Origin of the sequence: Streptomyces calvus (genome assembly GCF_006782915.1) — a bacterium.
Lineage (GTDB): Bacteria > Actinomycetota > Actinomycetes > Streptomycetales > Streptomycetaceae > Streptomyces > Streptomyces calvus.
In genome coordinates, this window is the sequence record NZ_VCNP01000056.1 from 492,088 (window position 1) to 516,781 (window position 24,694).

At 73.5% G+C, this 24,694-nt stretch carries 20 protein-coding genes; 7 read left to right on the forward strand and 13 right to left on the reverse strand.

Features of this window, described 5'->3' with window-relative positions; all coding sequences use genetic code 11:
* Nucleotides 1-17: 17 nt before the first annotated feature.
* Entirely contained in the window at nt 18-1,463 is a 1,446-nt protein-coding gene (gene xylB / locus FGW31_RS30540) for a xylulokinase (RefSeq protein WP_142196779.1), read from the reverse strand.
* Between the two features lie 113 nt (nt 1,464-1,576).
* Here xylB and xylA point away from each other — a divergent pair, with 113 nt between their 5' ends.
* Together xylA and FGW31_RS30550 are read left to right on the forward strand one after the other, a co-directional pair.
* Nucleotides 1,577-2,743: a xylose isomerase gene (xylA, locus tag FGW31_RS30545; protein ID WP_142196780.1), complete on the forward strand. Its 1,167-nt coding sequence runs from the start codon at nt 1,577-1,579 to the stop codon at nt 2,741-2,743.
* A 429-nt stretch (nt 2,744-3,172) separates the two neighbouring features.
* A complete protein-coding gene (locus FGW31_RS30550) occupies nt 3,173-3,661 on the forward strand; it encodes a hypothetical protein (RefSeq protein ID WP_142196781.1) in 489 nt (162 codons plus the stop codon).
* A 34-nt stretch (nt 3,662-3,695) separates the two neighbouring features.
* Here FGW31_RS30550 and FGW31_RS30555 read toward each other — a convergent pair whose 3' ends face one another.
* The gene (locus tag FGW31_RS30555; RefSeq protein WP_142196782.1) at nt 3,696-5,114 is read right to left on the reverse strand and encodes an SWIM zinc finger family protein; all 1,419 of its coding nucleotides are present in this window, start codon (nt 5,112-5,114) and stop codon (nt 3,696-3,698) included.
* The gene (locus FGW31_RS30560; protein ID WP_142197288.1) at nt 5,111-8,056 is read right to left on the reverse strand and encodes a DEAD/DEAH box helicase; all 2,946 of its coding nucleotides are present in this window, start codon (nt 8,054-8,056) and stop codon (nt 5,111-5,113) included. Before FGW31_RS30560 ends, FGW31_RS30555 begins: the two co-directional genes overlap by 4 nt.
* A gap of 536 nt (nt 8,057-8,592) precedes the next feature.
* Here FGW31_RS30560 and FGW31_RS30565 point away from each other — a divergent pair.
* Nucleotides 8,593-8,775, forward strand: a complete 183-nt coding sequence (locus tag FGW31_RS30565; RefSeq protein ID WP_142196783.1) for a hypothetical protein — start codon at nt 8,593-8,595, stop codon at nt 8,773-8,775.
* Nucleotides 8,776-8,779: 4 nt separating this feature from the next.
* Here FGW31_RS30565 and FGW31_RS30570 read toward each other — a convergent pair whose 3' ends face one another.
* From FGW31_RS30570 to FGW31_RS30580, 3 genes are all read right to left on the reverse strand, one after another.
* The gene (locus FGW31_RS30570; RefSeq protein WP_142196784.1) at nt 8,780-10,165 is read right to left on the reverse strand and encodes a tannase/feruloyl esterase family alpha/beta hydrolase; all 1,386 of its coding nucleotides are present in this window, start codon (nt 10,163-10,165) and stop codon (nt 8,780-8,782) included.
* 184 nt (nt 10,166-10,349) lie between these two features.
* Nucleotides 10,350-11,213 (reverse strand): hypothetical protein, encoded by an 864-nt coding sequence (locus FGW31_RS30575; protein WP_142196785.1) that lies wholly within the window; start codon nt 11,211-11,213, stop codon nt 10,350-10,352.
* 133 nt (nt 11,214-11,346) lie between these two features.
* Nucleotides 11,347-11,664 carry a hypothetical protein gene (locus tag FGW31_RS30580; protein ID WP_142196786.1) on the reverse strand — a complete coding sequence of 106 codons (318 nt, stop codon included), beginning with the start codon at nt 11,662-11,664 and terminating at the stop codon, nt 11,347-11,349.
* 96 nt (nt 11,665-11,760) lie between these two features.
* On the opposite strand from FGW31_RS30580, the gene FGW31_RS30585 reads away from it, so the two are divergent.
* Entirely contained in the window at nt 11,761-12,642 is an 882-nt protein-coding gene (locus FGW31_RS30585) for an oxygenase MpaB family protein (protein ID WP_142196787.1), read from the forward strand.
* Between the two features lie 75 nt (nt 12,643-12,717).
* On the opposite strand, the gene FGW31_RS30590 is transcribed toward FGW31_RS30585, so the two are convergent.
* Nucleotides 12,718-13,317, reverse strand: coding sequence for a class I SAM-dependent methyltransferase (locus tag FGW31_RS30590; protein WP_142196788.1), 600 nt, complete (start codon nt 13,315-13,317; stop codon nt 12,718-12,720).
* A gap of 211 nt (nt 13,318-13,528) precedes the next feature.
* Between FGW31_RS30590 and FGW31_RS30595 the strand changes: the two genes are divergently transcribed.
* Entirely contained in the window at nt 13,529-13,936 is a 408-nt protein-coding gene (locus FGW31_RS30595; RefSeq protein ID WP_142196789.1) for a roadblock/LC7 domain-containing protein, read from the forward strand.
* 125 nt (nt 13,937-14,061) lie between these two features.
* Entirely contained in the window at nt 14,062-14,985 is a 924-nt protein-coding gene (locus FGW31_RS30600; protein WP_220450331.1) for a DUF6397 family protein, read from the forward strand.
* Nucleotides 14,986-15,130: 145 nt separating this feature from the next.
* Here FGW31_RS30600 and FGW31_RS30605 read toward each other — a convergent pair whose 3' ends face one another.
* Together FGW31_RS30605 and FGW31_RS30610 are read right to left on the reverse strand one after the other, a co-directional pair.
* Nucleotides 15,131-15,997 (reverse strand): acyl-CoA thioesterase, encoded by an 867-nt coding sequence (locus FGW31_RS30605; RefSeq protein ID WP_142196790.1) that lies wholly within the window; start codon nt 15,995-15,997, stop codon nt 15,131-15,133.
* A 19-nt stretch (nt 15,998-16,016) separates the two neighbouring features.
* On the reverse strand, nt 16,017-18,530 hold the full coding sequence (locus FGW31_RS30610) for a DEAD/DEAH box helicase (protein ID WP_161175865.1): 2,514 nt from the start codon (nt 18,528-18,530) through the stop codon (nt 16,017-16,019).
* Nucleotides 18,531-18,675: 145 nt separating this feature from the next.
* On the opposite strand from FGW31_RS30610, the gene FGW31_RS30615 reads away from it, so the two are divergent.
* A complete protein-coding gene (locus FGW31_RS30615; RefSeq protein ID WP_142196791.1) occupies nt 18,676-19,470 on the forward strand; it encodes a metal-dependent hydrolase in 795 nt (264 codons plus the stop codon).
* 20 nt (nt 19,471-19,490) lie between these two features.
* Here the strand turns inward: FGW31_RS30615 and FGW31_RS30620 are convergent, their stop codons facing one another.
* From FGW31_RS30620 to FGW31_RS30635, 4 genes are all read right to left on the reverse strand, one after another.
* Entirely contained in the window at nt 19,491-19,745 is a 255-nt protein-coding gene (locus FGW31_RS30620; RefSeq protein ID WP_142196792.1) for a type B 50S ribosomal protein L31, read from the reverse strand.
* 51 nt (nt 19,746-19,796) lie between these two features.
* A complete protein-coding gene (locus tag FGW31_RS30625; protein ID WP_142196793.1) occupies nt 19,797-20,267 on the reverse strand; it encodes a DUF5709 domain-containing protein in 471 nt (156 codons plus the stop codon).
* Nucleotides 20,268-20,814: 547 nt separating this feature from the next.
* On the reverse strand, nt 20,815-22,596 hold the full coding sequence (locus FGW31_RS30630; protein WP_142196794.1) for an ABC transporter ATP-binding protein: 1,782 nt from the start codon (nt 22,594-22,596) through the stop codon (nt 20,815-20,817).
* Nucleotides 22,593-24,617, reverse strand: a complete 2,025-nt coding sequence (locus FGW31_RS30635; protein ID WP_233452593.1) for an ABC transporter transmembrane domain-containing protein — start codon at nt 24,615-24,617, stop codon at nt 22,593-22,595. The genes FGW31_RS30630 and FGW31_RS30635 overlap by 4 nt, the downstream gene beginning before the upstream one ends.
* Nucleotides 24,618-24,694: the final 77 nt, after the last annotated feature.

Below are 24,694 nucleotides of genomic sequence, written 5' to 3' on the forward strand. Positions count from 1 at the left end.
CGGTGCGTGCCCCGCCGTCAGGCGTTGTGCGTGCCGCGTTCCAGCAGCGGGGCCGCGTCGGAGAGTACCCCGGCGAGCCTGGCCAGCGTCTCCTCGTCCCGCTCCACGGCGTCCAGCACCGGACCGGCCGCCGTGTTCCAGCGCCGGGCGACCGCCGCCGGGTCCTCCCCGGTGAGCAGCCCGGCCGCCTGCGCCGCCGCGCCGAGCGCCACCAACTCCTTGGCCTCCGGCACCTGCACGGGCCGACCCGACAGCCGCCGTACGGTCTGCTGCCAGGCCGTTCCCCGGGAGCCACCGCCGATCAGCAGCAGCGGGGCCGACGGGTCGGCGTCCTCGTCGACGACGAGGTCCAGCGCGGCCAGCAGCGAGTACACGGCACCGTCGTAGGCGGCCTGGAGCAGCTGGCCGCCGGTGGTGTCGTGGCGCAGGCCGTGCAGCAGGCCGGAGGAGTGGGGCAGGCTCGGTGTGCGCTCGCCGTCCAGGAAGGGCAGCAGCGTGATGCCCCGGCCGGGCTCGACGGCCTCGCGGTCCAGCCCGAGCAGGGTCGCGACCCGGTCGACGGCGAGGGTGCAGTTGAGGGTGCAGGCCAGCGGCAGCCAGTCGCCGCGCGCGTCGGCGAAGCCGGCCACCGTGCCGGTCGGGTCGGCCGGCCTGTGCCGCGACACCGCGTACACGGTGCCCGAGGTGCCGAGGCTCATCACCGGCGTGCCGGGACGCACGCCGAGGCCCAGTGCGGCGGCGGCGTTGTCACCGGTGCCGCACGCGACCAGGGTGCCCTTGGAGAACGGCAGGTCGTGGCTGTCGCGCACGGTCCCGGCCACCTCGCCGGGCCGCACCACCCGGGGCAGCAGCGCCGGGTCGAGCCCCACGTGCGCGAGGATCTCCTCGTCGTACGCCTCCGTCCCGGACGCCCACCAGCCGGTGCCGGAGGCGTCGCCGCGGTCGGTCGTGCCCTGTCCGGTGAGCCGCTCGGTGAGGTAGTCGTGGGGGAGCCGGACGGCCTTGGTGGCGCGGACCGCCTCCGGCTCGTGCTCGGCCAGCCAGGCCCACTTGGTCACCGTGAAGGAGGTGGCGGGCACGCTTCCGGTCCGCTCGGCCCAGGCCTTGGCGCCGCCCAGCTCCTCGGTCAGCCGGCGGGTCTGCGGCGCGGAGCGCACGTCGTTCCACAGCAGCGCCGGGCGCACCGGCTCGCCGTGCCCGTCCAGCGTGACCAGGCCGTGCTGCTGGCCGCCGATCGACACGGCGGCGGCCTCGTGCGCCGGCTCGCCGCACTGCCGCAGCGCCTCCAGCAGGGCGTCCCACCACTGGCGCGGATCGCTCTCCCGGCCCGCGCCCGAGGTCACCGTGTGCGGTGCCTGGCCACTGGCGACGACCCGGCCGGTGGCCACGTCGACCACCAGCGCCTTGGTGGACTGGGTGGATGTGTCCACGCCGACGACGAGCGGACCCTCGGCTGCTGACATCGGTTGCTCCCTCTTCCGCGGCTCGCGGGATGTGTCTCTTCCCTGAAATGCTCCTGCATACTAATTTGTAAAGCGCCATGACGAAATAGTCTCAGCGAGCAAGGAGCCGCGGCATGAACTACCAGCCCACCCCCGAGGACAAGTTCACCTTCGGACTGTGGACCGTCGGCTGGCAGGGACGGGACCCCTTCGGTGACGCCACCCGGCGCGCCCTCGACCCGGCGGAGTCGGTGCGCCGCCTGGCCGAGCTGGGCGCCCACGGCGTCACCTTCCACGACGACGACCTCATCCCCTTCGGCTCGAGCGACAGCGAGCGCGAGGAGCACATCAAGCGGTTCCGGCAGGCGCTGGACGACACCGGCATGAAGGTGCCGATGGCGACCACCAACCTGTTCACCCACCCGGTGTTCAAGGACGGCGGCTTCACGGCGAACGACCGTGACGTGCGCCGCTACGCACTGCGCAAGACCATCCGCAACATCGACCTCGCGGTCGAGCTCGGCGCCGAGACCTACGTGGCCTGGGGCGGCCGTGAGGGTGCCGAGTCCGGCGGCGCCAAGGACGTGCGGGACGCCCTCGACCGCATGAAGGAGGCCTTCGACCTGCTCGGCGAGTACGTCACCTCCCAGGGCTACGACATCCGCTTCGCCATCGAGCCCAAGCCGAACGAGCCGCGCGGCGACATCCTCCTGCCGACCGTCGGCCACGCCCTGGCGTTCATCGAGCGCCTGGAGCGCCCCGAGCTGTACGGCGTGAACCCCGAGGTCGGCCACGAGCAGATGGCCGGGCTGAACTTCCCGCACGGCATCGCCCAGGCGCTGTGGGCGGGCAAGCTGTTCCACATCGACCTCAACGGCCAGAACGGCATCAAGTACGACCAGGACCTCCGCTTCGGCGCGGGCGATCTGCGGGCCGCGTTCTGGCTGGTGGACCTGCTGGAGTCGGCCGGTTACGAGGGTCCGCGGCACTTCGACTTCAAGCCGCCGCGGACCGAGGACCTCGACGGCGTGTGGGAGTCGGCGGCGGGCTGCATGCGCAACTACCTGATCCTCAAGGACCGCGCGGCCGCCTTCCGCGCCGACCCGGAGGTGCAGGAGGCGCTGCGCGCGGCCCGACTGGACCAGCTGGCCCAGCCCACGGCGGCCGACGGCCTCCAGGCCCTGCTGGACGACCGGTCCGCGTTCGAGGACTTCGACGTCGACGCGGCCGCCGCGCGGGGCATGGCCTTCGAGCGCCTCGACCAGCTGGCGATGGACCACCTGCTGCGGGCTCGCGGCTGAGGTCCGGACGCCCAGGACGCGGCCGGCCGGTGACACCGCCGGCCGGCCGCGTCGGGCGTCCACCGGCTGGGGCCGGTGGGCGTCGACACGCGCACGGACCACGGCGGATCCGGCCGTGCGGGCCGGGGAGCGCGGGCCACGCGTCCGCGGCGCCTGCGGATCCGGGACTGCTCGCAGCACGGACGCGTACGGCTTGTCGCAGTGCGTACCGCGAAACGCCTGTTCTCGGCGCGCCTACGGCGAACCGGCGCGCGTTAGTTCGCCGTACGCGCCGGTGCGGGCGTATGCGCTCCGGGCTCGCGCCGGCCGTCGCGCCGGGGCGTACGTCCGGGTGCGGGTGGTCGGGATCACGGTCTCCGTGCCCTGACTGCGTATCACCTTCCGCCCGGCGTCCTCGCGTCGGGTCCGGTTCGCGGCGACCATGGAGCCATGGCCATGCCACCCGTACCGCCGCAGCCACCGGCCGGCCCGCCCGGCGACACCCCGCCCCCGGGCGGCCCCTCCGGGCCGCCCTCCTCGGGAGGCGCGCCGCCGCCACCGTCCGGCCCGCCCGACGACCGAGGCGCCCCGGGGCGCGGGCCGGGCGGGCGCCGGCTCCTGCTCGTCCTGCTCGCCGTGATCACGGCCGTCGTCGCCGTCTCCCTCCTGGTGCTGTGGGCCACACGCGACGGCGACGGCCCGGGCAAGGAGCCCACCGAGACGGCCACCGGCACGGGCGTGTCCCCCGATCCGTCCCTGGGCATCCCCTCCGAGCTGCCCAGCGGGCTGCCGAGCCGACTGCCGTCCGGCTTCCCGACGGAACTCCCGTCCGAACTCCCGTCGGGTTTCCCGACCGACCTGCCGAGCGGGCTGCCCAGCCACCTTCCCAGCGGCCTGGAATCGCTGCTGCCCTCGCTCGAGGACGTCGACCTGTCTTGACCCGGCACGGTGCCGGCGCACCGGGCGGCCGGGGCTACTCTCCGCAGGCGCGCTCCGCCGTGGCCAGGGCCGTCGCCGGATCCTGGGCGGGGCCACCGGCGGGGAGCCAGCGGCCGCGTTCCTCGCGGTACGGCCACCAGCGTCCGTCGCGGCCCAGCCGCAGCTGGAACGGCGCGTCGACGACCGTCCAGCGGTTGGCGCGGGCCCGCAGCGCCGGCCGCTCGTCCTCCGCCCAGGCCGACTCCAGGGCGGCACGCGCGCGTGCGAGGTCCGCGCCCCGCACCGTCCACTCCTCGTCGAGCACGGCCAGCGCCGCCGCACCGCCCACCTCCCAGGCCCGTACGGCCGCGGCCAGCCCTTCCCGGCCGCGCCCCGACCCCTCGGCGAGCCGGTCCGCCACCGCCCGACCTGGCGCGCCGGCGGCGAGGCGCACCGCGTCCACCGCCACCGACGGCTCGGGGGCCGGGAGATCGGTCATGTCCACCGGGCCAAAGGGATCGACGGGGCCGAAGGGATGGACGGGGGCAGCGGGGCGCAGCGGGTCGAGGGGAGCAGTGGGGCCGAGGGAGTGCACGGCCGCCACGGGAGTGCTGGGGTGCGCGGGGTCCACGGGGTGCCGTTCGTGCTCGTGCCGCAGTGCCTGCGCCAGCAGGTCGTAGGCTCGCGCGGCGGTCCGGGCGGCCAGGAACTCCAGCGCAGACGGATCGATTCCGGCTGGCGGTGCCGTCTCCGTGTCCAATGACGGCGGAATTGCCGGCTCCGTAGGCAGTGCGGGAGCGGCCGGCAGCGACGGCAGGATGTCCCCGGCCGCGTACGCCTCCGCCGCGTCCACACCCTCCGGGACCCGGGCGCCGGGCCGCCCGGCCGACCCGTCACCGCGCCCGTGGAGCGCGTCCAGCAGGGCCTGTTCGCTGCGTCCCCGCATCAGCAGCAGCACGAACGGGTCCTGGTCAAGGAGTCGGGCCACCTGGTAGCAGAGCGACGCGGTGTGAGCGCAGTGGTCCCACGTCCCGCAGTCGCACTCCGGCTCCAGATCACCCGGCCCAGGCAGCAGTTCCACGCCGGCCAGCTCCGCGTCCTCGACCAGATGCGTCGGCATCTCGCGGTCGAGCAGCGCCGCGACGTGACCGGCCCGCTCACCGGCCATCGCCAGGAACCGGTCCCACTGCTGTCCGGACAGCTCCTGCACCAGCACGTCCGCCCGGTGCGCCGTACCGTCCCGGTCCTTCACGACCGCCGTGATGCGCCCCGGCCGGACGGACACCGCTCCGACCGCTCCCGCGCGGGCGAGCCCGCGGCCCGCCTTGAGCTGCCCGGAGTCCAGCGCCGTGCCCTCCAGCGTCGTGAGCCACGCCCGGCCCCACCAGGTCTGCGCGAAACCGCGGCCCCGTGCGGGCGGCAGCGCGGCGAAGATGCGCTCCGTGTCGGCCTTGTCTCCGTGGTACCGGTTCATCGCAGTCCCCCTCGCAGCTCGACCAGGTCGGCCAGTTCCGCGTCCGTCAGTTCGGTGAGCGCGGCCTCGCCCGAGCCCAGCACCGCGTCGGCCAGCTCCCGCTTGCGGACCAGCAGTGCGGCGATGCGGTCCTCGATGGTCCCCTCGGCGACGATGCGGTGCACCTGGACCGGCCGGGTCTGGCCGATGCGGTGGGCACGGTCGGTCGCCTGTGCCTCGACGGCGGGGTTCCACCAGCGGTCGTAGTGCACGACGTGCTCCGCGCGGGTGAGGTTCAGGCCGGTGCCCGCCGCCTTCAGCGACAGCAGGAACACCGGAACCTCGCCGTCCTGGAAGCGGCGCACCATCGCCTCGCGTTCCGCGACCGGCGTGCCGCCGTGCAGGAACTGCGTCGGCACGCCCCGCGCGGCCAGATGCCGTTCCAGCAGCCGGGCCATCCGCACGTACTGCGTGAAGACCAGGACTCCGGCCCGTTCGGTGAGCACCGTGTCGAGCAGTTCGTCCAGCAGCTCCAGCTTCCCGGAGCGACCGGCCACCACCGGCCGCTCCTCCTTGAGGAACTGCGCCGGGTGGTTGCAGATCTGCTTCAGGCCGGTCAGCAGCTTCACGATCAGCCCGCGCCGCGCCATGCTGTCCGCGCCGGAGATCTCCGCCAGCGCCTCGCGCACCACCGCCTCGTACAGCGCCGTCTGCTCCGCGGTGAGCGACACGGCGTGATCGGTCTCCGTCTTCGGCGGCAGCTCGGGCGCGATCCCCGGGTCCGACTTGCGGCGGCGCAGCAGGAACGGCCGTACCAGCCGGGCCAGGCGGTCCGCCGCGGCCGGGTCCCGGCCGCCCTCGACGGCGTCCGCGTACCGCCTGCGGAAGGTGCCGAGCCGGCCCAGCAGCCCGGGCGTCGTCCAGTCGAGGATCGCCCACAGTTCGGACAGGTTGTTCTCCACCGGTGTGCCGGTGAGCGCCACGCGGGCGCGGGCGCCGATGGTGCGCAGCTGCCGGGCCGTCGACGAGTAGGGGTTCTTCACGTGCTGGGCCTCGTCCGTGACGACCATGCCCCAGGGGACCTCGGCGAGCCGGGAGGCGTCCAGCCGCATGGTGCCGTACGTGGTGAGCACGAACTCCCCGTCGGCGAGGTCGTCCAGCGTGCGCCGCCCGCCGTGGAAGCGGCGCACCGGGGTGCCGGGCGCGAACCGTTCGATCTCCCGCTGCCAGTTGCCCATCAGGGAGGTCGGGCAGACCACCAGGGTGGGGCCGGCCGACGCCGGATCCGTCTGCCGGTGCAGATGCAGGGCGATCAGCGTGATCGTCTTGCCCAGGCCCATGTCGTCGGCCAGACAGCAGCCGAGGCCGAGGGACGTCATGCGGGCCAGCCAGGTCAGGCCGCGGCGCTGGTAGTCGCGCAGGGTGGCGGCGAGGGCGGCCGGCTGCCCGACCGGCTCCTGGCCCTCCGGGTCGGCGAGCCGGTCCCGCAGGGCCGCCAGCCAGCCGGTGGGCCGGACCTCGAACCGGCCGCCGTCGACCTCCACGGAGCCCGTCAGGGCGGCGGCCAGGGCGTCCACGGGCGTGACCTTGCGGTCCTGGCGCGCCCGGGCCCGGGCCAGTTCCCGGGGATCGACCAGCACCCACTGGTCGCGCAGCCGCACGAGGGGACGGTTCGCCTCGGCCAGCCGGTCCAGTTCCTCGCGCGTCAGACGCCGCTCGCCCAGGGCGAACGACCAGTCGAAGGCGAGCAGTGCGTCGGCGGACAGGAACGACGGCCGCCCGTCCGCGAAGCCGTCCCGGCGCGGCCCCGGCGCGTCGGCGGCGGGACCGACCTCCGCGCGGGTGGTCAGTCCGCGGACCAGCTCCTTGGGCCAGTGGACGTCGACGCCCGCGCCGGCGAGGGCCCGGCCGCCCTCACCGAGGAGTTCGGCGACGTCGTCCTGCGCGAGGTCGACCGCGTCCGGCACGGTCGCCGACAGCAGGGGCGTGAGCGGCGCCCAGGCGCGTGCCGCGCGGCGCAGGGCGAGCAGGGCGTCCATCCGCGCGCGGGGGCCGAAGGCGGGGTCCGGGGTGCCGGCCCACGCGTCGGCGGCGTCCGCGACGAGCGCGGGGTCGCTCACGGCGTGCACCTGGAGCACGGCACGGAACGTCACGTCCGTGCCGTCCGCGGTCTCGGCCGTCTGGTTCGTGCCGTCCGCGGTCTCGGCCGTCTCGGCCGTCCCGTTCCTCGCCTCGTTCGCCTCCTGTGCGGTGTCGGCCTCGTCGGCCACGTGCGTGGGGTCCGTGATGTGCGCCGGGTCCGTCAGTCCGCGCACCTCGATCCGCAGGGACAGCCGTACGCCCGCGTCGTGGCCCGCGGCGATGTCGGCGGCCCAGGGCCGTAGTTCGGGCAGTCGCCGCGGTTCGGCTCCCGCGTAGGCCGGGGTGCCCGTCACGAGGGTGGCGGCGGGGGAGCGGGGCAGCGTGTCGGCGACCGCGTCGAGGAAGGCCCGCAGCAGCCGTTCGGGGTCGGGCAGGCGCGGCGGCTCGGTGCCCTCCAGCGGCACGGCGTGTGCCTCCGGCGGCATGGCGGCGGCGAGCCGGCGGACCGCCTCGGTGTCCTCCGCGTCGAGCGGGCCGACGCGCCAGGCGTCGTGGTCGGCGGAGGACAGACCGGGCAGCAGCAGACCGCGCGCGACCAGGTGCAGCGCCTGCACGGTCGCCGCGCCCCAGAACCGCGCCGCGCGGTGCCCGTCGGCGTCGGTCCGGGCGCGCGCGAGGAGCGGGAGCGCGGCGCTCAGCGGCAGCAGGGTGGCGGGTACGCGCACGGCCTCGATCCCGTCGTCGCCGGGCACGACGACGGTCAGACGGCCGGGCGGTGCCGTGTCCGGGCCGGGGAGAGCGGAGCCGTCGGGGTGCCAGAAGGCGACCCGGCCGGTGCGTGCGGGGTCGCCGGGAACGAAGACGGCCGGACAGCGGGTCAGCACGGCGTGCGCGGGATGGCCGGCTGGTGCGGGCTGCGCGGGCCGCGTGAGTTGTGCGGGCTGTGCGGGCCGCGTGAGCTGTGCGGAGGAACGTTCCGATGCGGAGGGTACGGAGGGTACGGAGGGTGCCTGGGGTGCGCGTGGTGCGGAAGAGCGGGTCGGTGTCGGAGGCGCGGAGGAGGGTGCCGGGGGAGGAGTCTGCTCAGCGATGACAAGTCCTCAAACTTGACTAGTGAGTCGGAGTCGCCGAGGGTACAGGATGAACCGCTCCGGCGGGTGCGCCGAGGAAGTGATCCGGGTCACCATGGGGAGTGGCGCGGTGCATCCTCCTCGCGGCAGACGGCAGACGGCAGACGGCAGACGGCAGACGGCAGACGGCAGACGGCAGACGGCAGGGCGGAGGCGCCCCCTCGGTGGTCCGGCAGACCCTAAGGGCTCGGCTCAGGGGCGTCTCAGGGTCGCGGTCCGGAACCGCCGCGGGCGCGGACCCGTTTCCACGACAGAGAGCGGCAGTGGCCGCGAAGGAGGCGACACCCATGTCGAACAACGCCAAGATCGCCGCGGGCGGCGTGGCGGCCGGACTCATCCTGCTCATCTGGCTGCCCTGGTGGGCCGCGCTGCTGATAGTCCTCGGAGTCCCGGCCGCCGCCTACCTCGCCCTCGACCCCGCACAGCGGCGCCGGCTGCGCCGCGTCCAGCGCAAGGAGCTGGGCCGCTGAGGCGCTACCGCGTCACCGCCTCACCCGAGTCCAGCGCGCAGGAGTTGACCACGTCGCCGCCGACGGGCCTGCCGATCGTGCGGTCCGCCGGCGGGGCCACTCCGCGCTCCACCCATGCGACCAGGGCGTCGAACGCCGAGCGGTAACAGGGCAGGATCGGCCGCAGCCGGTCCGGAAAGGAGTCGTACAGTCCGTCGACGTGCGTGCCGCCCTGCACCGTGTAGTAGCGGTGCAGCTGACCGCGCCCGCTCGCCTCGATCATGCGGTCGTACACGTCCGAGTCGGCGGCCTTGGGCAGCAGCGCGTCCAGATCGCCGTGCAGGGTGATCATCGGCCGCCCGATGCGCCCGGTGAGCGCCACCCGCTCCACGGCCCGGTGCACGGATGCGGGACGCGAGGCGTAGTCGTAGGCGGCGTCGGAGCGGCACGGGGCCAGGATCTGCTCCGTCGTCGAGCCCGCGGACGGGCCCGGGCACCCGGGGTCGTAGGCCGGGTCGAACTCGGCACGGTAGATCTTCTGCGTGACCCCCCAGTAGGCCTTCTCGTGGTACGGCCACAGGAACTCGGAACCGCGCGCGAAGCCCGCCGCGTACATGTCCTCGTCGGTCGCCTCGCCGAACATGCGGGCCACCGCCACCGGCAGCGACAGCATCGGATGACGTCCCTCCGCGGCCCACAGGGTGCCCTCCCAGTCCACCCCGCCGTCGTACAGCTCCGGATGGTTCTCCAACTGCCAGCGGGTGAGGTAACCGCCGTTGGAGACACCCGTCATGTACGTGCGGCGCGGGGCGTGCCCGTAGCGCTGCGCCACCACGCGCTGTGCCGCGCGGGTGAGCTGTGTGGTTCGCGTGTGCCACTCTGCGACCGCGTCACCGGGCCGGTCACCGTCGAGGTAGAAGTCGACACCGTTGTTGCCCTTGTCGGTCGCCGCATAGGCGTAGCCCTGCGCCAGCACCTGGTCGGAGATCGCCTTGTCGGTCGCGTACTGCTTGCGGTTGCCGGGCGCGCCGGTGACGACCAGCCCGCCGTTCCAGCGGTCGGGCAGCCGGATGACGAACTGCGCGTCGTGCTGCCAGCCGTGCGTGGTGTTGAAGCGGGAGGAGTCCGGGAAGTAGCCGTCGATCTGCACGCCGGGCACGCCCGACGGCGACCGGGTGTCCGCGGCGGTCAGTCCCGCCTGGTCGGTCGGGTCGGTGTAGGGAGTGCCGGCCAGGCCCGTGGTGGTCAGGTCGGGCAGACAGGCACTGCGCTGGTGTGCGGCGCCCGGCACGCGCACCCGGTCCTGGCGTGCGCAGTGACCGTCCCCGGCCGCACCGGCCGGAGTCGGAGCGGACAGGGCGGCCGCGGCGAGGACGGCGACGAGCAGGGGAACGCCACGGGAGGGGCGCATGACGGCCTCCGGAAGGACGGACAGCGGATGACGGGCAACGGGAACGAGCGCGGAACTGCCCCATGGTGGGGGCCTGTCCCCGCCGTCATCGATGGGTTGGCGCCATACGGAACAGCACCCGCACGTGGGCTCTCAGCACACGCTAAGTCCCATTACCGCTGTCATCGCCGAAGGCGGCGCGTGCTCAGAGCGGCCGTACGGCCATCTGGTCGAGCGCCTCGAGCAGGCCCGGGAGTTCGGGCCCCCGGCCCACCGGCAGGACTTCGCCGGGCTCGTCGTCGAGCAGGACGAACGCGATGTCGTCCGTCCGGGCCACCAGCGACCAGCCCGGACCGTCGGCCCGCAGGGTGCGCGCGCCGCCCGGCGCGAAGGACGAGCGGACCCGGCCGAGCGGGGGCGGCGAGTCGAGGTAGGCGCGGGCCTCCGCCAGCACCCGCCGGATCTTGCTGGGGCCGCCCGACGGCCCGTCCGCCTGTCCGGCGCCGTCCTCCGGCGCGCCGCCGCCGGCCCCTTCCGCCGCCTCCGCGGGGCCCTCCGGCGTCCGGAACGCGCTGTCGTCGATCTGCTCCCGCCAGACTGCCCACTGGAGTGCGATCTCGTCGGCGCCCAGACGGCGCTGGGCCGGCCCCCAGCCATCGGTGTCCGGCGGTGCCAGCGGAGGTCCGTCGGCGGCTTCGGGGCCGGGATCGTGCGGCGCGGGAACGTTCGGCGCGGCGACGGCCACCGCGAGCGGCCAGCCGGGCAGCGCCGCGACGACCGTCCGCTCGTCCGGCGACAGATCGTGCTCCATGCCGCAGTCCCAGGACGCGATCGCGACGGCGACCAGCGAGACGTCGTCCACGACGACGGTCCACCGGGCGCCCTCGCCGTCCTGGCCGAGCACCAGGCCGTACCCGTCGGCGACCGGCGGAAGACCGAGCGCCGCGCAGGCCTCCGGATAGTCGTCGCCCAGCACGCTCGGGAACTGTGCCGGCGTCAGCAGCGTCGCCGTCAGCACATAGAGCGCGTCGTCCGCGGCGGCGACGGCTTCCTCGTCCGTCCCGGCCATCCCAGCCTCCCCATCGGTTCGTCCATCGGCGCGCACCCTATGCCGACGCCGAGCCGCTTGTCACGACCCCGGACCCGCCCCCAAGCTGCAGGTTTCCGGCCCGACGGGGCGAAACGGCCACCCGGTCGGCGGTTCAGGCGGCCGGCAGTCCCAGCAGCGCCCGCGCGACCTTCCCCGGCGACTCGTCGCGCTCCCGGGCCAGCGCGACCACCGCCCGGCACGCCAGTTCGTTCACCCCGAACGACAACGCCTCCGGCGACACCCAGCCGGCCGCCTCGTCCATCCGTTCCCGGTCGTCCTCCGCACAGGCCGAGACATAGACCGCCGCGGCCTCGAAGAGATTGTGCGGACGCTCCCTCGGCCGTTCGGGCTCCCGCTCCTTCCGCCCGGCCCGTCCGGCGCGCAGCCCGTCGGCCATCCTGCTGCCGATCCCGCGAACGCTCGTCCACATGCGGTCCACCTGCCCCTGGCGTGTTGTCCTCACCGACCGTTCATCTCCCACTGCCCAACGTAGAGTTGCGGCGTCGGCGACAGAAGGGGGCGGCTCATGCGGCGCTACGAACGGCTGGAACGGATCCGGCGCATGGACCCCTACCGGCAGGCCACGGAGATCTACCGGCTCAGCTCGGCCTACGAGTTCCCCTGGGACTTCACCCGCTCCCTCGAACTGGCTCTCTACCGCACCTACGCCGTTCCCCGCATCGGGCGGCTGCTCGCCGAGACCGCCGAGCTCACGGACCGCTCCCAGAAGCGCTACGACGACACCTCACTCCTCCTGGACGCCGTCGTCGAGCACGGATTCGGCAGTGACCGGGGCAGGACCGCGATCCGCCGCGTCAACCGGATGCACCACGCCTACGACATCCCCGACGACGACATGCGGTACGTCCTGTGCACCTTCGTGGTGATGCCGCGGCGGTGGATCGACGCCTACGGGTGGCGCAGACTGTCGCGGCACGAGATCGTCGCCAGTGCCGTGCACTACCGGACCCTCGGACGGCACATGGGCATCAAGGACATCCCGGGCTCCTACGAGGAGTTCGAAGCCTGCCTGGACGCCTACGAAGAGGCCCACTTCGCCTGGGACGAGGACGCGCGGCGCGTCTCGGACGCCACCCTCGACCTCATGGCCTCCTGGTATCCGCGCCCGCTCGCCCCCCTGCTGCGCACCGCCACGCTCGCCCTGCTCGACGAACCGCTGCTGCGCGCCTTCCGCTACGCCCCGCCCGGCGCCGCCACACGCGCCTGGGTACACCGTGGCGTGCGCCTGCGGGGGCGTGCCGTACGCCTACTGCCGCCCCGCCGCGCCCCGCACTTCGCCCGGCAGAACCGGGAGATCAAGAGCTACCCGAACGGATACCGGCTCCAGGACCTCGGCACCCACCCGGTCCCGGGCCTGCGCGGCTGCCCCGTGCGGCCCACGGACTGAAGGCAAGGCGCCCCACGGGCCCCGAGCCGGCCGGGCGGCCCCTGCCGCGCGGCCGCCGGGTGCGGCGGAGCGGGCTCAGTCCTCGTGCACCGCCAGGGCCAGGAACCGGGCGTCCTCGTCGACGTACGACGTCATGCGCCACCCGGAACGGGCCAACAGCGCACGGAGGTTGGGCTCCGCGCGCAGATCGTCCGGCGTGATCGTGCGGCCCTGCCGTGCGGCCAGCGCCGCCCGGCCGACCGGATGGAACAACGCGAGCGAACCACCGGGCCGCACCACCCGCGCGATCTCCCGCAGGTTCTCCTCCGGATCGGGCAGGTGCGCGATCAGACCCGCCGCGAACACGGCGTCCAGACAGGCCGTGCGCAGCGGCAGCGCGGCGGCATCGGCCAGCAGCAGTGTCCCGTCGCGGTCCCGGCCGGCCCGTACCGCCGCGTGCAGCATGGCAGGCGTCAGATCCGCGCCGAGCACCGTGCCCGAGGGCCCCACGGCCGCACGCAGCGGAGGCAGTGCCCGCGCGGTTCCGCATCCGGCGTCGAGCACCCGGTCACCCTCGCGCAGCCCGAGTGCGGCGACCGCCGCCGCGTAGGCCGGGCCGTCGTCGGGGAAGCGGCTGTCCCAGTCGGCGGCACGCGCGGCGAAGAACTCCTGGACGCGTGTGTGGTCATCGCTCATGCTCCGCATGATCCCCCACCGGGGCGGGTGATGCCCTCGTGACGACGTCCGCACCGTTCCTCCTCGGACCTTCCTCGGTCATCTTTCGCCGCTTGGCCTCCGACCTCCTTGCCCGGCGCCCGGTCGTGGTGAAGGCTGGCGCGGGGGCCCTTCCGCCAGAAGGGCACGACACGGGGCACCACACGGGGAAGATCAGGGGGAGACACGTCACATGGGGCAGAACCAGGGACTCGACTGGCTGCTGGACGACCTGACACAACGCGTCGAACACGTACGGCACGCACTGGTCCTGTCCAACGACGGTCTGGTGACGGGCGCGAGCACCGGCCTGCGCCGTGAGGACGCCGACCACCTCGCCGCCGTGTCGTCCGGACTGCACAGCCTCGCCAAGGGCTCGGGGCGGCACTTCGGGGCGGGCGGGGTGCGCCAGACGATGATCGAGTTCGACGACGCGGTGCTGTTCGTCACCGCGGCCGGCACCGGCAGCTGCCTGTGCGTGCTCAGCGGCGCGGAGGCCGACATCGGCCAGATCGCCTACGAGATGACGCTCCTGGTCAACCGGGTCGGTGAGCACCTGGACGTCGACGCCCGCAGACCGAAACCCGGAACAGACGCCTGACCTGCGTGTTCGTCCGGCCCTGCGCGGTTGTCCACAGGGTCGACGCGGAGTGTGACGGAGCGGCTACGGTTTTTTCCGGCAGGCGCACCCGGCGCCGGCCGTCCACACTCCACGGGGGAGCACCCATGTCCGGACAGCACACCATGACGTACGACACCACCGTCACGGCCGACGGCGGGAGCGTCGCGGGGGAGCGGGACACCACGGTCCCGGCGGGCCGCGCGGCACGCGAACTGGGCCTGAAGCCGAGCGAGTTCGATCTCGCCGTGCAGTTGGGCCGCATCCGTACGTCTCCCGGCGACGGCGGACGCCGACGGGTTGCCCGGGCGGAGATCGAGCGGTTGCGTGCCGGGCCGGGATTTCCCGAGGCGCTGCGCCGGAGCGTCAAGGCCGTGGGCACCGCGGAAGGCGCTGCCCTCATGCAGGTGACCGGTGCCCGTTTCACCCGCCTGGCGAGGCTGGGGGTGCTGGTGCCGGTGACGTTCCACCTGAACCGCCACCGCGCCGTGGTCTGGCTCTATCCGGCCGAGGAACTGGAGCGGTTCGCGGCCGACGACCGGAACGCGCCGCTGCTGACGGGACGCACACCCGAAGGACTCAGGAGCCAGCTCGACGCGGGCGTGGACCTGCGCCCCCGCAACTGGCGCGGCCGTCGGCTGGGCTTCCTGCTCCGCCTGGCCGACGACCCCTGGGCGCGCGCCGGCGCCGTCGCCTCACTGCTCGATCCGCTCCATGTGGCACAGGCCGTCAAGGACCCCTACGAGCGGTCCCACCTGAACCGGTTCCGCCCGCCGTCACCCGGCCACGCGGACCCCGGATCGCCGGCCGCCCGCATCACCGAGGAGCTGATGACCGCACAGGACGCCGACGAGATCGCCTGGCTGCAGTCCGAGCTGACCCGGCTCACGGCCCGGGCACGGAACCACCGGCCCGCGCCCCGTCCCGCCCGCCACCGCCCCGGACCCGCGCACCGGACACCCCGGGACACCGGACCGGCCCGTCCCGCATCCCGCGGCCTGCTCGGCAGATGGCGCCGCTGCACCCGGTGACCCGCTGCACACAGTGACCCCGCGGCGCCCGGTGCCCACGGACCACAGCCACCCACGAGGCACGTCGGCTCCACAGGCTTGGACTTCCGGTGGTCCACCGCACCCGGTGATCGACCGATCCGGGTGACCCGAGGTGCCCGGTGACCTACAGCGCCCGGAACAACCCCTCCTGGACGACGGACACCAGCATCCGGCCCTCCCGGTCGTAGATCCGCCCGCGCGCCAGACCCCGGCCACCCGTCGCGATCGGCGACTCCTGGTCGTACAGGAACCACTCGTCCGCCCGGAACGGACGGTGGAACCACATGGCGTGGTCCAGCGACGCCATGTCGAAACCACGCGGCCCCCACAGCGGCTCCACCGGGATCCGCACGGCGTCCAGGAGGGTCATGTCACTGGCGTAGGTCAGGGCGCAGGTGTGGACGAGCGGATCGTCACCCAGCGGGCCGACGGCGCGCATCCACACCGCGCTGCGCGGCTCGGCGCCCTTCACCTCGTCCGGGTTCCAGCGCAGCCGGTCGACGTAGCGGATGTCGAAGGGCTGGCGTCGCGCCATCCGCTCCAACTGTTCCGGCAGCGCGCCCAGATGCTCGCGAATCTCGTCCGCGACCGTGGGCAGCGACTCCGGGTCCGGCACCTCGCGGGCCGGCGGCAGCTGATGCTCGAAACTCCCCTGTTCAGGCTTGTGGAAGGAGGCGGTGAGATTGAAGATCGTGCGGCCCTGCTGCACCGCGGTGACCCGGCGGGTCGTGAACGACCGGCCGTCCCGCACTCGTTCCACCTGGTACACGATCGGCACCCCGGGCCTGCCCGGGCGCAGGAAGTACGCGTGCAGCGAGTGCACGGGACGGTCGCCCTCGGTGGTGCGGCCGGCGGCGACCAGGGCCTGGCCGGCCACCTGGCCGCCGAAGACCCGCTGGAGGGACTCCTGCGGGCTGCGGCCACGGAAGATGTTGACCTCGATCTGCTCCAGGTCGAGCAGATCGACGAGGCGCTCGGCCGGATTCGTCATGGGTGGGATTCTCCTGTGCTCACAACTGGCCGACATCGGTGACGCGGACGACCGCACGGCCCTCCGCGTCGGAGGCGGTCAGGTCGACCTCGGCACTGATGCCCCAGTCGTGGTCGCCGTTCGGGTCGTCGAAGATCTGCCGCACCCGCCACAGACCGTTCTCCGGCTGCTCCTCGATCAGCAGCAGCTTCGGTCCGCGGGCGTCGGGACCGGTGCCGAGCTCCTCGTACTCGTCCCAGTACCTGTCCATCGCCTCGCCCCAGGCGTCGGCGTCCCAGCCCGACTCGGCGTCCAGTTCGCCCAGTTCCTCCACCTGGTCGAGGGCGGCGAGCTCGACCCGGCGGAACATGGCGTTGCGGACCAGCACGCGGAAGGCACGGGCGTTGGCGGTGACCGGTTTGACCTGGTCGGCCTTCTCCTGAGCCTCCTCGGCGGTCATCTCCTCCGGGTTGGCGAGCTGCTCCCACTCGTCGAGCAGGCTGGAGTCGACCTGGCGCACCATCTCGCCCAGCCAGGCGATCAGGTCCTCCAGGTCCTCCGACTTGAGGTCGTCCGGGACGGTGTGCTCCAGCGCCTTGTAGGCGGAGGCGAGGTACCGCAGCACGATGCCCTCGGTGCGGGCCAGTTCGTAGTGGGACACCAACTCCGTGAAGGACATCGCCCGCTCGTACATGTCCCGGACCACGGACTTCGGCGACAGCGGATGGTCGCCGACCCACGGGTGGCTCTTGCGGTAGGTGTTGTACGCGTGGAAGAGCAGCTCCTCCAGCGGCTTCGGGTAGGTGATGTCCTGGAGGCGCTCCATGCGCTCCTCGTACTCCACCCCGTCGGCCTTCATCGCCGCGACCGCCTCGCCCCGCGCCTTGTTCTGCTGCGCGGCGAGGATCTGACGCGGATCGTCCAGAGTGGACTCCACCACCGACACCATGTCCAGCGCGTACGACGGCGACTCGGGATCCAGCAGCTCGAACGCGGCCAGCGCGAACGTGGACAGCGGCTGGTTCAGCGCGAAGTCCTGCTGGAGGTCCACGGTGAGGCGGACGATGCGGCCCTCGGCGTCCGGCCGGTCCAGCTTCTCGACGATGCCGCCGTCCAGCAGCGAACGGTGGATGGCGATCGCCCGCCTGATGTGCCGCAACTGCTGCTTGCGCGGCTCGTGGTTGTCCTCCAGCAGCCGCCGCATCGCCTCGAAGGCGTTGCCCGGCCGGGCGATCACCGACAGCAGCATCGTGTGGGTGACCCGGAAGCGCGAGGTCAACGGCTCCGGCTCGGAGGCGATCAGCTTCTCGAAGGTCTGCTCGGTCCAGCCGACGAAACCCTCCGGCGCCTTCTTCCGCACGACCTTGCGGCGCTTCTTCGGGTCGTCACCGGCCTTCGCCAGGGCCTTCTCGTTCTCGATGACGTGCTCGGGGGCCTGGGCCACCACGAAACCCTCGGTGTCGAAGCCGGCGCGTCCGGCGCGGCCCGCGATCTGGTGGAACTCACGCGCCCGCAGCGTGCGCACACGGCTGCCGTCGTACTTGGTCAGCGCCGTGAACAGCACCGTGCGGATCGGCACGTTGACCCCCACGCCGAGGGTGTCCGTGCCGCAGATGACCTTCAGCAGACCCGCCTGCGCGAGCTTCTCCACCAGCCGCCGGTACTTGGGCAGCATGCCGGCGTGGTGGACGCCGATGCCGTGCCGGACGTAGCGGGAGAGGTTGCGGCCGAACTTGGTGGTGAAGCGGAAGTTGCCGATCAGGTCGGCGATCTGCTCCTTCTCCTCCTTCGAGCACATGTTGATGCTCATCAGCGCCTGCGCCCGCTCCACGGCCTGCGCCTGCGTGAAGTGCACGATGTAGACGGGCGCCTGCCGGGCCTGCAGCAGGTCGGTCAGCGTCTCCGTGAGCGGCGTGTAGCGGTACTCGTAGGACAGCGGCACCGGGCGGGTCGCCGAGCGGACCACCGCCGTTGGGCGGCCGGTGCGGCGGGTGAGGTCCTTCTCGAAGAAGGAGACGTCGCCGAGCGTCGCCGACATCAGCACGAACTGCGCCTGCGGCAGCTCCAGGATCGGGATCTGCCAGGCCCAGCCGCGGTCGCCCTCGGCGTAGAAGTGGAACTCGTCCATCACGACCTGCCCCACGTCGGCGTTCCTGCCGTCGCGCAGCGCGATCGACGCCAGGACCTCCGCGGTGCAGCAGATGACCGGGGCGTCCGCGTTGACGGACGCATCACCGGTGAGCATGCCCACGTTCTCCGTGCCGAAGATCTTGCACAGTTCGAAGAACTTCTCCGACACCAGAGCCTTGATCGGCGCCGTGTAGAAGGTGACCTCGTCGCGCGCCAGGGCGGCGAAGTGCGCGCCCGCCGCGATCATGCTCTTGCCGGAGCCCGTGGGCGTCGACACGATCACGTTCGCTCCGGAAACCACCTCGATCAGCGCCTCCTCCTGATGCGGATAGAGGGTGAGACCGCGTTCCTGGGCCCACGACTCGAAGGCTTCGTACAGGGCGTCGGGGTCGGCGGTCGGCGGCAGCTGATCGATGAGGGTCACGCCCCCATCTTGCCTGCATGCCGACCCGATGCGGGAATCGGCTACGGCCGTGAAGATCGCGAACGCTACGCTGTGTCGCCGGCGGGGCGTCAACGCGCACGGTCAACTGGACAGCGGCGAACGAGGAATGGGGCGGGCAACGGCGATGATGGGACCAGCACACTCACTGTCGGGCGCCGCGGCCTGGCTCGGAGTCGGAGCGGCGACGGCCGCGGCCGGACACCCGATGCCCTGGCCGGTCCTCCTGGCCGGAGCCCTGATCTGCGCCGGCGCCGCCCTGGCCCCGGACCTGGACCACAAGGCCGCCACCATCTCGCGGGCCTTCGGCCCCCTGTCGCGCTGGCTGTGCGAGATCGTCGACAAGCTCTCCTACGCCGTCTACAAGGCCACCAGGAAGCAGGGCGACCCGCGCCGCTCCGGCGGGCACCGCACACTGACGCACACCTGGCTGTGGGCGGTCCTGATCGGAGCCGGCTCCGCGGCCCTGGCGGTCACCGGCGGACGCTGGGCGGTCCTGGCGCTCCTGTTCGTGCACATGGTGCTGGCCATCGAGGGCCTGCTGTGGCGGGCGACCCGCGGCTCCAGCAGCGACGTCCTGGTGTGGCTGCTGGCGGCGACCAGCGCGTGGATCCTCGCGGGCGTGCTGGACCAGCCGGGCAACGGCTCCGACTGGCTGTTCACCGAGCCGGGACAGGAGTACCTGTGGCTCGGGCTGCCGATCGTGCTGGGCGCCCTGGTGCACGACATCGGGGACGCGCTGACCGTGTCGGGCTGTCCGATCCTGTGGCCGATACCGGTGGGCCGCAAGCGCTGGTACCCGGTCGGCCCGCCGAAGGCCATGCGGTTCCGGGCCGGCAGCTGGGTGGAACTGAAGGTGCTGATGCCCGTGTTCATGCTGCTGGGCGGGGTGGGCGGCGCGGCGGCGCTCAACGTGATCTGAGGGACGCGTGGCCCCACGGCTCAGCCGGAACCCTCACCGCCGTACCGGCGCTCGAAGCGCGCCACGCGGCCCTCGGTGTCCACGGTGCGGGCCTTGCCCGTGTAGAACGGGTGGCTCTCCGAGGAGATCTCCACGTCCACCACCGGGTAGGACTCGCCGTCGTCCCACTCGATGGTCTGGTCGCTGGTCGCGGTGGACCGGGTGAGGAAGGCGTAGCCGGCGGCCCGGTCTCGGAAGACGACGGGGTGGTAGTCGGGGTGCTTGTCCTGCTGCATGAATGCTCCTCGGGCGGCTCGGGCGGGCCCCGCGGCGGGGGAGCGGCGGGTTCAGCCGGGCAGGGTGTCCTCGTCGACGACGTGCATGGCGGCCTCCTCGGCGGAGGCGGCCCCGCCGTCGATGCCGACGTCCATGGCGACCAGCGCCTCCTCCTCGTCCTCGTGCGCCCCTTCGTCCGGGGCCACGAGCCGGCCGGAGCGTGCCGCGCCGACCTCGTTGTCCAGGAGTTCCCCGTCCGTGCCGGAGGAATCGCCGAGACCGTCGCCGTCGGAGGCGGGGGGATCCGGCAGCTCCTCGGCGAGCCGCTGGTCCAGGCTCTCGCCCTCGTGGCGCTCGGCCGCCGTCACGCCGTAGTGCTCCACGGCCCAGGGCCGTTCCGGAGGGGACCAGCCCCGGTCGAGGGGGTCGGCGACGCCGTCGTTCTCCAGGGTGTCCTCGGCGTCGAGCAGTCCGGCGTCGTCCTGGATCTCGGACGCGTCGGGCTGGTAGACGTCGTCTCCCCAACCGTCGGCGCTGTTCACGGGTACCTCCAGAGGGTGGGGCCGGGCCCGTTCCCGCCGTGGAGCGTGCCGGGCCGTCCGCACGGGGTACCGGCGCCACCCGTGTCCGGTCCGCCGGGCTCCGGTCCGCCGGGCTCCCGAGTGCTCCCCGAGCCGGTTCCTGACTCCAGCCTTCACCCGAGCTCCCCGCAGCGCAACGCCACGGCCCCGGCGGGCAGCACGGCACGGGCCCGCCCCACAGCCGGCCGGCCGCCGTCCCCGGCCCTCCGCCCCGAGGGAAACCGGGCACCGCTCGCCGGGCCGGGGCACCCGCACCGCGCCAAAACCCCCGAGTTCCGCGCCGGTCGCCCGCGACGCCGCGGCCCCGGCCCCCGGCCTGCGACCCCACGCACGGGGACCCGCGCCCTGCGGCGTTACGGTCCCCGCGCTCCACCAGGACCCGAGCCCGCGGCCCCCGCTCTGCCCCTGTGCCTGCGCCCTGCACGGTGCTACGGCCCTGCGCCCTGCATGGCGCGCCTCGGCCCCGCACGCTGCGGGAACCCGCGTCACGCGGCTCCGGGCCCGCTCGTCAGCCGTGCCAGGATCGCCACAGGGCCGCGTACGCGCCGTCCGCCGCGACCAGTTCGTCGTGGCTGCCCAGTTCGCTGATGCGGCCGTCCTCCACCACGGCGATCACGTCCGCGTCGTGGGCGGTGTGCAGCCGGTGGGCGATGGCGACGACGGTCCGGCCGTCCAGGACGCGCGCCAGGGAGCGTTCCAGGTGACGCGCGGCGCGCGGGTCGAGCAGCGACGTCGCCTCGTCCAGGACCAGCGTGTGCGGGTCGGCCAGCACCAGCCGGGCCAGCGCGATCTGCTGCGCCTGCGCCGGGGTGAGCGTGAACCCGCCCGAGCCGACCTCGGTGTCCAGGCCGTCGTCCAGCGCACGGGCCCAGCCGTCCGCGTCGACCGCGCCGAGCGCGGCCCACAGCTCCGCGTCCTCGGCGTCCGTCCGGGCGAGCCGCAGGTTGTCGCGGAGGGAGCCCACGAAGACGTGGTGCTCCTGGTTGACCAGGGCCACGTGCGTGCGGACCCGTTCCGCGGTCATCCGGGACAGTTCGGCGTCGCCCAGGGTGACCCGGCCGTCCCGGGGCGCGTAGATACCGGCGAGCAGCCGGCCCAGAGTGGACTTGCCCGCACCCGACGGGCCGACCAGCGCCATCCTCGTCCCCGGTGCGACCTCGAGGGACACCTTGCGCAGGACGTCCACGCCCTCGCGGTATCCGAAACGCACCTCGTCCGCGTGCACCCTGCGGCCTTCGGGAGTCAGCTCGGCGTCACCGGCGTCGGGCTCGATGTCCCGGACACCGACCAGCCGGGCCAGCGACACCTGCGCCACCTGCAGCTCGTCGTACCAGCGCAGGATCAGCCCCACCGGGTCCACGAGCATCTGCGCGATCAGTGCCGCCGTCGTCAGCTGGCCCACACCGGTCCAGCCCTGCAGGACGAACACACCGCCGATCAGCAGCACCGAGCCGAGCACGGTGACATGGGTGATGTTGATGACGGGGATCAGCACCGACCGCAGCCACAGCGTGTAGCGCTCCCAGGCCGTCCACTCCCGGACCCGCTGGTCCGACAGGGCCACGCGGCGCGCGCCGAGGCGGTGCGCCTCCACGGTCCGGCCCGCGTCCACCGTCTCGGCGAGTGCGGCGGCCACCGCCGCGTACCCGGCGGCCTCCGAACGGTAGGCGGCGGGCGCCCGCCGGAAGTACCAGCGGCAGCAGACCACCAGCAGCGGCACGGCGACCAGCACGGCCGGGGCCAGTTCGGGTGCCGTGACGACCAGGCCGCCCAGCAGCAGCACGGCCCACACCACGCCGATGGCCAGCTGAGGCACGGCCTCGCGCATCGCGTTGCCGAGCCGGTCGATGTCGGTGGTGATCCGCGACAGCAGATCGCCGGTGCCCGCCCGCTCCAGCACGCCCGGCGGCAGCCCGACCGACCGCACCAGGAAGTCCTCGCGCAGATCGGCCAGCATCCGCTCGCCGAGCATCGCCCCGCGCAGCCGCACCTGCCGCACGAACGTCGCCTGGACGGCGAGCGCCAGCACGAACAGCGCGGCCGTCAGGCCCAGATGCAGCTCCCGCTCCCGGTCCGAGACCCGTTCGACCAGCCCGCCCAGCAGGTACGGGCCCACCATGGAGGCGACCACGGCGACCGTGTTCACGGTGATCAGCAGCAGGAAGGCCCGGCGGTGCCGGCGCAGCAGCTCCGCCACGTAGGCGCGCACGGTCGCGGGCGCTCCCACGGGCAGGGTGCCGGCCGCGGTCGGGGCCGCCGGGTCGTAGGCCGGTGGCGCCACGCCGATCATGCTGTCTCCTCGATCTCTTCCAGCTCGTCCAGCTCTTCCAGCTCTTCGATCTCTTGCAGCTCTTCGAACTCTTCGAACTCTTCGATCTCTTCGAGCTGTTCGAGACGGCCCGGCGCCGCGTCCCGACGCTTCGGTCCCTCGCCGCCGGGCAGCGCGCCGTCCTTCTTCCGGGTCACGTCCCCGGGCTTCCGGGTCACGCCCCCGGACAGTGCGCCGTCCTTGTCCCGGGCCGCGCCGCCGGGCAGCCCGGCGTCCTCGCTCCGGACCTCCGCCGACTGGGCCTCCGCCTCGGCTTCGGTCTCGCGCGTCACCACCGCCCGGTACCGGGGCTCGGTGCGCACCAGTTCGCGATGGCCGCCGACCGCCGCGACCGTGTCGCCGTGCAGGAACACCACCCGGTCGGCCCGGTCCAGCAACAGCGGGGAGGAGGTGAACACCACCGTGGTCCGCCGCGCACGCAACGCGCGCACACCCTGGGCGATACGGGCCTCGGTGTGCGAGTCGACGGCCGACGTCGGCTCGTCCAGGACCAGCACCTCGGGGTCCGTGACCAGCGACCGGGCCAGCGCGAGCCGCTGGCGCTGGCCACCGGACAGGGACCGCCCGCGCTCGGTGATCCGGGCGTCCATCGGGTCGTCGGCGCCGAGGGAGCCCTGCACCAGTGCCGCCAGCACGTCCCCGCACTGGGCGGCGTCCAGTGCGTCGCGCGGATCGACCGCACCGGACGCGGGCACGTCGAGCAGTTCGCGCAGGGTTCCCGACAGCAGCACCGGATCCTTGTCCTGCACGAGGACGGCGGTGCGGGCGCATTCCAGCGGCAGTTCGTCCAGGGGCACCCCGCCCAGCAGCACCGACGTGCCCTGTTCCGCGGCATGTCCGCCCAGGCGCTCGGCCAGCCGTCCCGCCGCGTCCGGGTCCCCGCACACCACGGCGGTGAGCCGTCCCGCGGGCGCGAGCAGACCGGTCGCCGGGTCGTACAGGTCGCCGGACGGCGCCTCGGCGTCGCGGGTGCCCGCGGTGTCCGTGGCCCGGTCCAGCGACAGGACCCGCGCGGCCCGCTTGGCCGACGGCCTCGAGAAGGAGTACGCCATCGCGATCTCCTCGAAGTGCCGCAGCGGGTACGTCAGCACCATGACCGAGCTGTAGACGGTGACCAGTTCACCCACGGCGATCCGGCCGTCGCGGGCGAGGTGGACGCCGTACCAGACCACCGTGATCAGCAGCAGGCCCGGCAGCAGCACCTGGATGGCGGCGATCAGGGACCACATCCGGGCGCTGCGCACGGCGGCGCGCCGGACCTCCTGGGAGGCGCGGCGGTAGCGGTCGAGGAACAGTTCCTCTCCGCCGATGCCGCGCAGCACGCGCAGCCCCGCGACGGTGTCGGAGGCGAGTTCGGTGGCCCGCCCGGCCTTCTCCCGCTGGACGTCCGCCCGCCGGGTGGCCCGGGGCAGCAGCGGCAGCACCGCCACGGCCAGCAGGGGGAGTCCCACCGCGACGACGACACCGAGGTCCGGCTGGTAGACGACCAGGCCGACGCAGACAGCCACGATGGTGACGGCCGCCGCGGTGAACCGGGACAGGGCCTCCACGAACCAGCCGATCTTCTCGACGTCGCCGGTCGAGACGGCCACGACCTCGCCGGCGGCGACCCGCCGGGTCAGCGCGGAGCCGAGCGCCGCGGCCTTGCGCGACAGCAGTTGCTGGACGCGTGCGGCGGCGGTGATCCAGTTGGTGACGGCGGCGCGGTGCAGGAACGTGTCACCGACCGCGTTGCCGGCACAGGCCAGCGCCATCAGACCGCCCGCCAGCGCCAGCCGGCCGCCGGAGCGGTCGAGCGCCGCCTGCACGGCGAGCCCGACGCTGAACGGCAGCGAGGCGACGGAGGCGAAGTGCAGCAGGCCCCAGGCCAACGACTTGAGCTGGCCCGGCAGTTGGTTGCGGAAGAGCCACCACAGGAATCGGGGACCCGAGCGGGCGTCGGGCACCCCGGGGTCGGGAAACGGAAGGTCTTGAATCTGCATGACGTCCCAGTGGCTCGGATCAGGGAGGGCGGAAGCGGAAGAGCGCGGGAGCAGGTGTGCGGAGAAGGGCGCGCGTG

Coding starts and splice junctions, on each gene's coding strand:
- xylB (WP_142196779.1), bottom strand. CDS start 1,463: ATGTCAGCAGCCGAGGGTCCGCTCGTCGTCGGCGTGGACACATCCACC.
- xylA (WP_142196780.1), top strand. CDS start 1,577: ATGAACTACCAGCCCACCCCCGAGGACAAGTTCACCTTCGGACTGTGG.
- FGW31_RS30550 (WP_142196781.1), top strand. CDS start 3,173: ATGGCCATGCCACCCGTACCGCCGCAGCCACCGGCCGGCCCGCCCGGC.
- FGW31_RS30555 (WP_142196782.1), bottom strand. CDS start 5,114: ATGAACCGGTACCACGGAGACAAGGCCGACACGGAGCGCATCTTCGCC.
- FGW31_RS30565 (WP_142196783.1), top strand. CDS start 8,593: ATGTCGAACAACGCCAAGATCGCCGCGGGCGGCGTGGCGGCCGGACTC.
- FGW31_RS30570 (WP_142196784.1), bottom strand. CDS start 10,165: ATGCGCCCCTCCCGTGGCGTTCCCCTGCTCGTCGCCGTCCTCGCCGCG.
- FGW31_RS30575 (WP_142196785.1), bottom strand. CDS start 11,213: ATGGCCGGGACGGACGAGGAAGCCGTCGCCGCCGCGGACGACGCGCTC.
- FGW31_RS30580 (WP_142196786.1), bottom strand. CDS start 11,664: ATGTGGACGAGCGTTCGCGGGATCGGCAGCAGGATGGCCGACGGGCTG.
- FGW31_RS30585 (WP_142196787.1), top strand. CDS start 11,761: ATGCGGCGCTACGAACGGCTGGAACGGATCCGGCGCATGGACCCCTAC.
- FGW31_RS30590 (WP_142196788.1), bottom strand. CDS start 13,317: ATGAGCGATGACCACACACGCGTCCAGGAGTTCTTCGCCGCGCGTGCC.
- FGW31_RS30595 (WP_142196789.1), top strand. CDS start 13,529: ATGGGGCAGAACCAGGGACTCGACTGGCTGCTGGACGACCTGACACAA.
- FGW31_RS30600 (WP_220450331.1), top strand. CDS start 14,062: ATGTCCGGACAGCACACCATGACGTACGACACCACCGTCACGGCCGAC.
- FGW31_RS30605 (WP_142196790.1), bottom strand. CDS start 15,997: ATGACGAATCCGGCCGAGCGCCTCGTCGATCTGCTCGACCTGGAGCAG.
- FGW31_RS30615 (WP_142196791.1), top strand. CDS start 18,676: ATGATGGGACCAGCACACTCACTGTCGGGCGCCGCGGCCTGGCTCGGA.
- FGW31_RS30620 (WP_142196792.1), bottom strand. CDS start 19,745: ATGCAGCAGGACAAGCACCCCGACTACCACCCCGTCGTCTTCCGAGAC.
- FGW31_RS30630 (WP_142196794.1), bottom strand. CDS start 22,596: ATGATCGGCGTGGCGCCACCGGCCTACGACCCGGCGGCCCCGACCGCG.
- FGW31_RS30635 (WP_233452593.1), bottom strand. CDS start 24,617: ATGCAGATTCAAGACCTTCCGTTTCCCGACCCCGGGGTGCCCGACGCC.